General features: G+C 55.0%; 11 protein-coding genes, 1 tRNA gene and 1 rRNA gene. 5 read left to right on the top strand and 8 right to left on the bottom strand.

What is annotated here, in order from left to right; genetic code table 11:
* Positions 1-14 precede the first annotated feature (14 nt).
* A 5S ribosomal RNA gene (gene rrf / locus IM290_RS07375) occupies positions 15-130 on the top strand.
* A 107-nt stretch (positions 131-237) separates the two neighbouring features.
* Here rrf and IM290_RS07370 read toward each other — a convergent pair.
* Positions 238-855: a DUF2238 domain-containing protein gene (locus tag IM290_RS07370; protein WP_032652257.1), complete on the bottom strand. Its 618-nt coding sequence runs from the start codon at positions 853-855 to the stop codon at positions 238-240.
* A 113-nt stretch (positions 856-968) separates the two neighbouring features.
* Positions 969-1,044 (bottom strand) — tRNA-Phe (locus IM290_RS07365).
* A gap of 169 nt (positions 1,045-1,213) precedes the next feature.
* On the opposite strand from IM290_RS07365, the gene IM290_RS07360 reads away from it, so the two are divergent.
* Positions 1,214-2,059 (top strand): AraC family transcriptional regulator, encoded by an 846-nt coding sequence (locus tag IM290_RS07360; protein ID WP_023302948.1) that lies wholly within the window; start codon positions 1,214-1,216, stop codon positions 2,057-2,059.
* Between the two features lie 37 nt (positions 2,060-2,096).
* Entirely contained in the window at positions 2,097-2,687 is a 591-nt protein-coding gene (locus tag IM290_RS07355; RefSeq protein WP_193042242.1) for a LysE family translocator, read from the top strand.
* Here the strand turns inward: IM290_RS07355 and IM290_RS07350 are convergent.
* From IM290_RS07350 to aspA, 5 genes are all read right to left on the bottom strand, one after another.
* Positions 2,684-3,259, bottom strand: a complete 576-nt coding sequence (locus IM290_RS07350; RefSeq protein ID WP_017383972.1) for a transcriptional regulator — start codon at positions 3,257-3,259, stop codon at positions 2,684-2,686. The two genes, IM290_RS07355 and IM290_RS07350, sit on opposite strands and share 4 nt — an antisense overlap.
* 49 nt (positions 3,260-3,308) lie before the next feature.
* Entirely contained in the window at positions 3,309-5,012 is a 1,704-nt protein-coding gene (locus IM290_RS07345; protein WP_193042243.1) for a protein-disulfide reductase DsbD, read from the bottom strand.
* Complete coding sequence (cutA, locus tag IM290_RS07340; protein ID WP_193042244.1) at positions 4,988-5,311, bottom strand: divalent cation tolerance protein CutA; 324 nt, start codon at positions 5,309-5,311, stop codon at positions 4,988-4,990. The genes IM290_RS07345 and cutA overlap by 25 nt, the downstream gene beginning before the upstream one ends.
* Positions 5,312-5,424: 113 nt before the next feature.
* Complete coding sequence (locus tag IM290_RS07335; RefSeq protein WP_193042245.1) at positions 5,425-6,726, bottom strand: anaerobic C4-dicarboxylate transporter; 1,302 nt, start codon at positions 6,724-6,726, stop codon at positions 5,425-5,427.
* A gap of 116 nt (positions 6,727-6,842) precedes the next feature.
* Positions 6,843-8,279: an aspartate ammonia-lyase gene (gene aspA, locus IM290_RS07330; protein ID WP_003855923.1), complete on the bottom strand. Its 1,437-nt coding sequence runs from the start codon at positions 8,277-8,279 to the stop codon at positions 6,843-6,845.
* 335 nt (positions 8,280-8,614) lie between these two features.
* Here aspA and IM290_RS07325 point away from each other — a divergent pair, with 335 nt between their 5' ends.
* A complete protein-coding gene (locus IM290_RS07325) occupies positions 8,615-9,079 on the top strand; it encodes an FxsA family protein (protein ID WP_003855925.1) in 465 nt (154 codons plus the stop codon).
* Between the two features lie 23 nt (positions 9,080-9,102).
* Here IM290_RS07325 and yjeH read toward each other — a convergent pair whose 3' ends face one another.
* Entirely contained in the window at positions 9,103-10,350 is a 1,248-nt protein-coding gene (yjeH, locus tag IM290_RS07320; RefSeq protein ID WP_193042246.1) for an L-methionine/branched-chain amino acid transporter, read from the bottom strand.
* 178 nt (positions 10,351-10,528) lie between these two features.
* Between yjeH and IM290_RS07315 the strand changes: the two genes are divergently transcribed.
* Positions 10,529-10,822, top strand: a complete 294-nt coding sequence (locus tag IM290_RS07315) for a co-chaperone GroES (RefSeq protein ID WP_003855929.1) — start codon at positions 10,529-10,531, stop codon at positions 10,820-10,822.
* The last annotated feature ends 18 nt before the right edge of the window (positions 10,823-10,840 follow it).

Genomic DNA, 10,840 nt, shown 5'->3' with positions numbered 1-10,840 from the left:
ATTAACAGAATTTGCCTGGCGGCTGTAGCGCGGTGGTCCCACCTGACCCCATGCCGAACTCAGAAGTGAAACGCCGTAGCGCCGATGGTAGTGTGGGGTCTCCCCATGTGAGAGTAGGGAACTGCCAGGCATCAATCAAGTGAAGAGGCCATCCGGAAGGATGGCCTTTTTGCGTTTGTTTGTTGAAAAACGGCAGGCCGGGTAAGGCGAAGCCGCCACCCGGCAACTCAGAGCGTACTATCCCTGACAAACATTCAAACGAAGCAATTGCCGCTGATGGAAACGCCCAAGGGTCAGCACCGTCGTTAACGCACCAAGCAGCGCGCAAAACATATCAGACTGGGTATCCCATGGATCGCCCTGCGTCCCCAGAAAATCATCCGCACCCTGTCCCATTGCCAAAGCTGCCCACCACTCAATGAGTTCATAGGTGGCGCTAATGGCCAGAGCAACACAGCACACCAGAAATCCCGTCATCTTATGTCCACGAACATACCCACCGCGCAGCAGAATTTCTCGCGCTGCCAGTGCGGGAACCAGCCCCTGGAAGAAGTGACCGAGCTTGTCATACGGATTTCGGCTAAGCCCGAGCATCTCCTGAACCTCAAAACCAACCGGAACCTTTGCATAAGTGTACATACCACCAACCATCAGAATGATGGCGTGGAAGAAAACCAGGGTATAGAGAAGGGGAGTCAGGGGGTATCGCCGGTGCGTGGCAAGCAGAAGTGGGATGATGATAATGACGGGCGTCACCTCCATCAGCCAGGTGATGCGATCGCTCGTGAACAGGCCGGTATAAAACAGGATCAACAGCAGGAGCAGTGACCCGACTTTTAAAGCAGATAAGGTCATATCATTTTCATTGTCAGGGGAAAAAATCACTATTACCTGACAGAAGGGAAAATTCAATGCGTAGTGGATACAGAAAAGCAAAAACCCAGCCATAGGCTGGGTTCTTTAAATAGTGGTGCCCGGACTCGGAATCGAACCAAGGACACGGGGATTTTCAATCCCCTGCTCTACCGACTGAGCTATCCGGGCAACGGAGCGCATTAAACCGCAATCGCGCGCGATCGTCAACATTATTTCGGGAAAAGCTGTTCAACTGCTTAAGTTTGCGGCAATCTGTCCGTTTGTGCCCTGGAATTGCACAAATCTTCCAGACAGTTCAGGCAAGATGTGACAATGCTGACGGTAAGAGGAGGGCAGTATGGCAAACGACTGGCTTGAGCTGCGTCAGCATGCAGAAACAGGTATTGAGACAATTAAGGCGCATTTCGAAGGACATGCCTTTGATCCCCACTGGCATGATAGCTATCTGGTCGGAATAACCCTTTCCGGCACCCAGCAGTTCCACTGTCGCCGTGAACGCCACCGTAGCCAGCCGGGCGATGCTTTTTTACTTGAGCCCGGGGAGATCCATGACGGTGATGCGCCGATAGAGGGGGGCTTTACTTATCTGACCTTTTATCTGGATGAACACTGGCTCACCCGTACGCTTCAAGGGCTGTACGACTCTACTCCCGGGAGCTACACCCTCCACTTTGCCCAAACGCTGACGCGAGAGCCTCAGTTGGTGCGCGCTATCGGTGATACATTTGCCTCGTTGCATAACGATGAGATGAAGATCGTACAACAGAGCACAATGGATAACCTGCTCTCTCAGATAACGGCCCACTGCCACTGGCGTAAGAAACTCCCGTCTCAGCTACAAAGCTCCGCCGTGGCGCATCGTGCCCGCGACTATCTCTATGCGCATATCGGCGAGAACGTGGGGCTGTCAGACCTTGCCCGTGAGACGGGTACGGATCGCTTTACGCTCACCCGCTGTTTTAAGCGCGAATTTCACCTGGCACCGCACGCCTGGCTTATCCAGCTGCGCCTGGCAAAGGCCCGACAGATGCTGGCGTGTGGGGAACTGCCTGTCGATGTTGCAACGGCTGTGGGTTTTGCCGATCAAAGCCATCTTGGTCGCTGGTTCCAGCGGGCATACCGTATTTCTCCGGCACACTACCGTCGGTTGTGCACAAACCTTCCAGACGTTTCCAGAAAATAACGGCACATTCGTGGCTCTAATAAAAAAGGAGTCACCTGTGAATTTATTACCCTTCCTGCTGTTTGCATTTGTCGCCTCGATTACACCGGGGCCAACCAATATTCTGGTACTGGCTAACAGTCAGCACTTTGGCGTAAAAAATACGTTTCCTGCGATCCTGGGCGGGTGTATTGCCGCCAGCGCTATTGTTCTGGTTTCAGGCGCAGGGGCAGGAGAAGTGTTACGCCAGTATCCGCTGATACGTCAGGTAATGAGCTGGGCGGGCGTGCTGTGGCTTTCCTGGATGAGCTGGCAGCTGTTTAGCGCCCCGGCCGCGAATCTCTCCTCCAGACGCCATGTCCGGTTTACCGCGCGGGCGGCGGCGTTATTACAGGTTGTAAACCCAAAAACGTGGATGATGGCCCTGGCAGTTGTCAGCCTGTTTGCTCCGGCAAGCGACCATGCATTTCGGGATGTTGCGCTGATGGCGCTATGGTTTCTGGCGATCTCCGTGGCTTGTTTGTTGTGCTGGGCGTGGCTGGGGAAGGCGGTGAACCGGATTTTCCGCACCACCGTGGCGATGGTGCGATTTCAGCGCGCGATGGCGCTGTGCTTGTTTATTTCCGTCTGGACGGGAATGCTGGCTTAGGTCAGAGCACCACCCATACGACACTGCGCAAACCGCAAAATATCTTCCGCCAGACGGTGCGCTGTATCCACATCCGCCTGGCTACGGTTCACCAGCATGCGGCTCAGGCAACCTTCCAGCACCAGCTCCATCTGCTTCGCGACCATTGCCGGGTCATCCACTTCAAGCGTGGTCAGCAGCTCGTGTGTGAACTCGTGCGCGGCACGTTTTTGCTGATCTGCCAGTTGATGGATGGGGTGCCCGGGATCCGGATAGTAGGTGCAGGCGGCAATAAACAGACAGCCTGGGTAACGGTTGTTGGTTACACACTCCGTCAGTGCGGTGTAGCGCGCCAGCAGCTTTTGCTCGGTGGTCAGCTCTTCATTCAGCATCAGCTGCCTGCGCCAGATATCCACCTGCTGGCTGAGATAGCGCAGGGCATCGTACAGCAGCGCCTCTTTATCCGGCCAGAAGCGCTTAAGTTCATCCAGAGGGTAATCGATACGGTCGGCGACCATCTCAAGCGTGGTGCTGGCGATCCCTTGAATCTCAAGCAATTGCAGGGCTTGTCCCAGTACGTCTTCGCGTTGCACGGTTATCTCCTCCGCTATTCCCAACGGTTTGTCCCGTCTAAAGTGTTGTTTACGGTTGGCGATTGCGCAAATGCGTGTTGAATGTCGTCGCGTCCATAAACCCGGTTACACGCTGCGTCGGCTGTTCTTCCCCCTGTTCATTGAAGAACAGGATGGTAGGCAGCCCGAGCACATTAAGTTGCTTCAGCAGAGCCTTATCCTGCGCGCTGTTGGCGGTAACGTTCGCCTGGAGCAGAACGGTATCGCTCAGCGCATGTTGTATCTGCGGATCGCTGAAGGTGTATTTTTCAAACTCTTTGCAGGCCACGCACCAGTCGGCGTAGAGCTCGAGCATGACCGGTTTGCCTTTCGCCTGCGCCAGGGCGCGGTTAAGGTCATCCACGTTCTTAATCTGTATAAAATTCAGATGAGCCTGCGTTTGACCTGCCGGGGTGCCAAACGCCCAGTCCTGTAGTGGACGGACGCTCACCAGTGCGGCCGCCAGCAGAAGGATCTGTAGCAGGCGCATCCACGGTTTCTTCGCCCCCAGACTCACGATAAACGCCCAACTGAAGAAGGCCACGCCGAGCATCGCCCACAGACGTGTACCCCACACATCACCAGTGATGCGCTCAAGCAGGAATACCGGTAGCGCCAGAATGACAAAACCAAACGCGGTTTTCACCGTCTCCATCCACGGTCCGCTCTTCGGCAGCAGACGATTGCCAAACACCGTCACCAGGATCAGCGGCAGGCCCATGCCGAGCGCGTAGAGGTACAGCGTGCCGCCGCCGAGCCACAGGTTGCCGCTCTGAGCAATGTATAACAGGATGGCGCTCAACGGCGCGGTGGTGCAGGGGGAGCAAATCAGCCCGGCGATGGCACCCATGGCGAACACGCCGCCCGCAGAGCCACCCTGCTGACGGTTGCTCATTAGCGTCAGACGGGTTTGCAGGGAAGAGGGCAGTTGCAGGGTGAACAGGCCAAACATCGAGAGCGCCAGCAGAATAAACACTGCTGACAGTCCGATAAGCACATAAGGGTGCTGAAGGGCGGCCTGGAACTGCAACCCGGCAGCGGCGACCACGAGGCCGAGCGCCGTATAGGTTAACGCCATGCCCTGTACATAGATAAAGGCCAGCAACAGCGCGCGGGCGGTGGAAAGGCGTTGTTTACCGCCCAGCACGATGCCAGAGATAAGCGGGTACATGGGCAGCACGCAGGGCGTAAAGGCGATGCCGATACCAATCAATAACGCCCAAAACGCTGAGAACGGAAGGTCTGAAGCGGCTTCGCCTTCACCCCTCACCCTGGCCCTCTCCCCTGAGGGGAGAGGGGAGACCGCCGCTTTCACTTCGCTAAGCGGAACGATCTTTGTTTCAGGTGGGTAACAGAATCCGGCGTCGGCGCAGCCCTGATAGGTGACCGTTAATGTGGCACCTTTATCGGCATGGTTCACCGTGACGGGCACGCTTAAGCGCTGGCGATAAATTTCACTCTTACCGTAGAACTCGTCCTCGTGCCACGCGCCAGCGGGCATCTGCAATGCGCCGACGTTCGCCTTTGCCGGCGTGATGCTGACCTGCTTGCGATAGAGGTAGTAGCCCTCTTTCACCTGCCAGGTGAGGGAAAGGTCGTGCTGGTTTTGCTGAAAATCGAAAACAAACGCCTGGTCGGCAGGAATAAAGTTCGAACGGCCGGGCGCGTCAAACAACCCGGCAAATACTGATGTGCTGCACAGCAGCAGGATCAGCGTAAGGAAGCGTTGAGCCATGAGAGATAGTCGTTATCGCCATGAACCACTGGCAGAACCAGCAGCTCCGGGGTTTGGTATGGATGATGAGACTTGAGGCAGTCGAGGAGCGCCTGCTGGTTTGTCAGGTTGGTTTTGAGCAACATCTGGACTTCGTACTCTTGCTCCAGCTTGCCTTCCCAGTAATAAAGGGAGGTGGCGCTGGGAAGAAGTGTGACACAGGCAGCCAGTTTTTCGGCCAGAACTTTGGCGGCCAGATCCTGGGCAGAAGCTTCATCAGGGGCGGTGCACAGTACAACAACAGCATCAGGCGTGTTCACAAGTCGACCTCCTCATCACGAAAGTCTTCACTATATCACGCAAGGCGGTTGGTCATTAATGAAACGGGCCGCAGAGCGGCCCGATTTTAACTATTTTTACAACGGCTAACCGTTTACAGCACAATGCCGCCGATGATAAAGCCGAGGATCACGCAGAGCGTAATCGCCACCACGCCCGGGATCAGGAACGCGTGGTTAAACACGTATTTACCAATACGGGTTGAGCCGGTGTCATCCATCTCAACCGCGGCCAGCAGGGTTGGGTAGGTGGGCAGAACGAACAGGGCGGAAACCGCTGCAAAAGAGGCAATCGCCGTCAGCGGCGTCACGCCCAGCATCAGTGCCGCAGGCATCAGCGCTTTGGTGGTCGCAGCCTGGGAGTACAGCAACGTCGCGGCAAAGAACAGCACTACCGCCAGCAGCCACGGATAGTTGTGCAGCAGGTCGCCTGCAACGGTCTGGATATCGCTAATGTGCGCTTTCACAAAGGTATCACCGAGCCACGCCACACCCAGCACGCACACGCAGGCGCTCATACCGGATTTGAAGGTGCTGGCGTTCAGCACTTCGCTGGTGTCGATTTTACAGGTGATGCTGATCAGCGTCGCGATGGTCAGCATAAATACCACAATGGCTTCGTTACGCGGCAGAACCGGGTTCTGGATCAGACCTACCGTATCGCTGATGGCTGTCGCGTAGAACATCACGGTGACGATACCAATCAGGAACAGCAGCACGGAGCGTTTTGCATGCGGCTTCAGCTCGAAGACCTGACTACCGCGCAGGCTCACTTCACCTTTTGCCAGACGCTCCTGGTAAACCGGATCGTCTTTCAGCTCGGCGCCGAGGAAGTTACACAGCACGGCAGTGATCATTACCGCAATCAGCGTGACCGGAATACAGATTGCCAGCAGCGTCAGGTAACTTACGCCCATCGGCTCAAGGATACCCGCGAAGAAGACCACCGCCGCGGAAATGGGCGAGGCGGTAATCGCAATCTGGGAGGCGACCACGGCAATAGAAAGAGGGCGAGACGGGCGAATACCCTGTTCTTTCGCCACTTCGGTGATTACCGGCAGCGTGGAGAAAGCGGTGTGGCCGGTACCGGCGAGAATGGTCATAAACCAGGTCACCAGTGGGGCAAGGAAGGTGATGTATTTCGGATGGCGACGCAGCATTCGCTCCGCCAGGCTCACCAGGTAGTCCATACCGCCTGCGACCTGCATAGCCGCGATAGCAGCAATAACCGCCATGATGATTTCGATAACGTCAAAAGGGATTGCGCCGGGTTTAATCTGAAAGATCAGGGTAAGTACAAGCACCCCGAGACCGCCGGCAAAACCGATGCCGATACCCCCGAGTCGTGCGCCCAAATAAATCGCCAACAGGACGATGACGAGTTCTGCTCCAAACATAAAGACCTGCCTTGCTCATTAACAAGTTGATATTGAATTGTTGTGTTTTGGTAACGCCCATAAAGAAAAAAGGCACGTCACAAGTGACGTGCCTTTCGGAAGCTTAGCCTGAACGGTTACTGTTCGCTTTCATCGGTATATCGTTTCGCTTTATATGCCGGGTGCATCAGGTTCTGGGCGGAGAAGATATCGTCCAGTTCGGCTTCGGTCAACAATCCTCGCTCGAGAACCACCTCACGCACGCTCTTACCGGTTTCGGCACAAATCTTCCCGACGATATCGCCGTTGTGGTGGCCGATGAACGGGTTGAGGTAGGTGACGATGCCGATGGAGTTATAGACGTAGCCTTCACACACTTCTTTATTCGCGGTGATGCCGTTGATGCATTTTTCCAGCAGGTTGTAGCAGGCGTTGGTCAGAATATGGATAGATTCAAACATTGCCTGGCCAATCACCGGCTCCATAACGTTCAGCTGGAGCTGACCGGCTTCGGAGGCCATGGTGACGGTCGTATCGTTACCAATAACCTTGAAGCAAACCTGGTTCACTACTTCTGGCACCACCGGGTTCACTTTAGCTGGCATGATGGATGAACCCGCCTGCAACTCTGGCAGGTTGATTTCATTCAGGCCAGCGCGCGGACCGGAGGAGAGCAGGCGCAGGTCGTTACAGATTTTGGACAGTTTCACCGCCAGACGTTTCAGTGCGCTGTGCACCATCACGTAGGCGCCGCAGTCTGAGGTAGCTTCAATCAGGTCTTCCGCAGGCACAACCGGCAGGTTGGACACTTCAGCCAGCTTCTGTACCGCCAGCTGCTGATAGCCATCTGGCGTGTTCAGGCGTGTACCGATGGCGGTTGCGCCCAGGTTCACTTCCAGCAGCAGTTCGGACGTGCGCAGCAGGTTTTTCGTCTCTTCGTTCAGCAGCACGTTAAACGCGTGGAATTCCTGTCCGAGGGTCATTGGCACCGCGTCCTGCAACTGGGTACGGCCCATTTTCAGGATGTCCTGGAACTCTACGGCTTTACGCTGGAAGCCATCGCCCAGCTGATTAATCGCGTCGACCAGTTTAACGACAGAGGCATACACCGCGATGCGGAAGCCGGTTGGGTAGGCGTCGTTGGTGGACTGACATTTGTTAACGTGGTCGTTCGGGTTCAGGTACTGGTATTCACCTTTCTGATGACCCATCAGCTCCAGGCCGATGTTTGCCAGCACTTCGTTGGTGTTCATGTTGACGGAGGTGCCCGCGCCGCCCTGATAGACGTCAACCGGGAACTGATCCATGCATTTACCGTTGTTCAGCACCTCATCGCACGCGGCGATAATCGCATTTGCAGCGCTTTTAGGAATGGTTTGCAGCTCTTTGTTCGCCAGAGCCGCGGCTTTTTTTACCATCACCATGCCACGCACAAATTCAGGGATGTCGCTGATTTTGCTGTTGCTGATGTAGAAGTTTTCAATCGCTCTCAGAGTGTGAACACCATAGTAGGCATCCGCTGGAACTTCCCTGGTACCCAACAAATCTTCTTCGATACGAATGTTGTTTAACATGTGAACCTTCTTTTCAAGCTGCCGATGGATTGTACTAAACACACAGTATATATGTGGTTTTGAATATTTTATGACCGACGATTATTCCCTCATTCGGCCAGATGTTCGAGATCATATGCTGATGATAGCGAATTGCCGTAAGCTGGATCACTTATTATCGACCCGATTTCATGATAATTATTAATCTGTGAAATATGTCACCGCTTTAATATTTCCAGAAAAAATATCCGTGCAAACCGATTGAATTTTGGCTAATCGTCACCATTTCTTATCTACGCGCTTCGCGAACACATTCAGTCAGGGGCCTGAAGGCACCTGCCACACAGGAGATGCCAGTGCGCTGGATACCATTTATTGCTTTCTTTCTTTATGTTTACATTGAGATTTCGATTTTCATTCAGGTTGCCCATGTGCTGGGCGTCCTGCTGACGCTGATTCTGGTGATCTTCACCTCCGTCATCGGCATGTCGCTGGTGCGCAATCAGGGTTTCAAAAATTTCCTGTTAATGCAGCAGAAGATGGCCGCAGGCGAAAGCCCGGCAGCCGAGATGATCAAAAGCGTGTCGCTGATTATTGCTGGCCTGCTGCTGATCCTGCCTGGTTTCTTCACCGACTTCCTCGGCCTGCTGTTGCTGTTGCCGCCGGTGCAGAAGCATCTGACCATGAAGCTGCTGCCGCACCTGCGTTTCAGCCGTATGCCAGGCGGTGGTTTCAGCACCGGCCCGGGGGATACCTTTGAAGGGGAATATCAGCGTAAGGATGAGCAGCGCGACCGGTTAGATCATAAAGACGATCGGTGAGTTTGTGGCCCGGTGGCGCTCGCTCACCGGGCCTGCGGCTTTTGCCGCTTCGGTAAAAACACCCACAGCCCCGCCAGCATGACGATGGCGTACACACTCTTCCATCCCACCATCGCCAGCAGCATCAGGCACAGGACACACCCGACAGCCGCCAGCGCCTTAAAGCGTCCTTTCAGTAGCCGACAGCCCGCCAGCATGCACAGCAGGTAGATCATGATGAAAATACCGTTGGCGTAGACAATCAGCGCGTCAAGGTTGATGTCGAGGAGATAAATGGCCAGGGAACTCACCACGCAGCAGCCCAGTACGGTATTCAGCGCATTCACCGGAAGCTGACGCTTTGACAGGCGTGAGAGGGGGCTATCCGGTTTATAAAGTGCCTGAGACCACACCAGCCGGGCGAAGCTCTGAATATAGATGTTGAGGCTGGCAAAGCAGGCGAGATAGCCAATCACGCAGGCTACCCACAGGGCCTTAACGCCAAACAGCTGCACCACGATGTCCGGCAGCGACGCGGCGGCGGCTTTCTCTTCACCGAACGCGTTGAAGTGCAGCACCAGTACGGTACAGGCCCAGTACACGGTACCCGCCAGCAGCAGGCCAATCATCAGGGCGCGGGGGAAATCACGCTCGGGCTGTTTAAACTCGGATGCCAGATGAGCGAACGCCTCCAGACCGACGAAACACCAGAACATGACGGATAGTGCAGCGAAAAGCTGTGCGTGGTCGATGTCGTTAATCGCGGGGAAAGGAATATCCGCCACGGTAATGTCACCCGCAAACCAGATGGCGACGATCAGCGCGACAATTAACACGGCGACCAGCGTTTGCAGATTGGCGCTGGAACTGGCCCCGCGTGAGCCTACCCACCAGACAATCGCCAGCGTACCGAGTTCAGCCAGCAGCAGCTGTTCATCGTGCCAGCCAAACAGCGCCTGTCCGAAGCCGGTTGCGATATGCAGGGCTGCCGGAAGGCCAACGGGTATCACCGACAAAAATAGCCAGCCGGTGACGCGCTCCATTCGCGGCCCAAACGCCATGCCGACAAAATGCGCTACGCCGCCTGCGCTCGGGAAGTGCCGCCCGAGTATGGCAAAAACAATCGCCACCGGAAACACCAGCACGATCAGCACCGGCCATGCCCAAAGACTGTTATTGCCGGCAACCAATGCCGCCAGCGCGGGAACCGCAAATACCCCCGTGCCTAATAAAGACGTTGAGAGTAAGCCAATGCCCTGCGCCAGCCCCAACTCCTGCCTGAGTCCACTCATTTACCTCGTCCCGCCACCATCAAAAGAGAGTGGATGGTAACACTTTCGCAAATTTTTTTTCGATTACCCCTTGAAGGGGTAAAAAGCTATCCCCATCTCTCAGGGCACTAGCCGGAAAACCGCATGCGGACCGGCGTCATCCATAACTGATAATGACTTTCTCAAAGGAGAGCTATCAATGAGTATTCGTCCGTTACATGATCGTGTGATCGTCAAACGTAAAGAAGTTGAAACCAAGTCTGCTGGCGGCATCGTTCTGACCGGTTCAGCAGCAGCAAAATCAACGCGTGGCGAAATCATCGCTGTCGGTAAGGGCCGCATCCTGGAAAACGGAACTGTGCAGCCACTGGACGTTAAAGTTGGTGACATCGTCATTTTCAACGATGGCTACGGCGTGAAATCCGAGAAGATCGACAATGAAGAAGTGTTGATCATGTCCGAGAGCGACATTCTGGCAATTGTTGAAGCGTAATTAACGCACGAAACTGTA

The organism is Enterobacter cloacae complex sp. S1 (assembly GCF_014930525.1).
GTDB lineage: Bacteria > Pseudomonadota > Gammaproteobacteria > Enterobacterales > Enterobacteriaceae > Enterobacter > Enterobacter hormaechei_C.
Note: the sequence above shows the minus strand (reverse complement) of the source record. Positions and strands in the feature narration are given on the sequence as shown.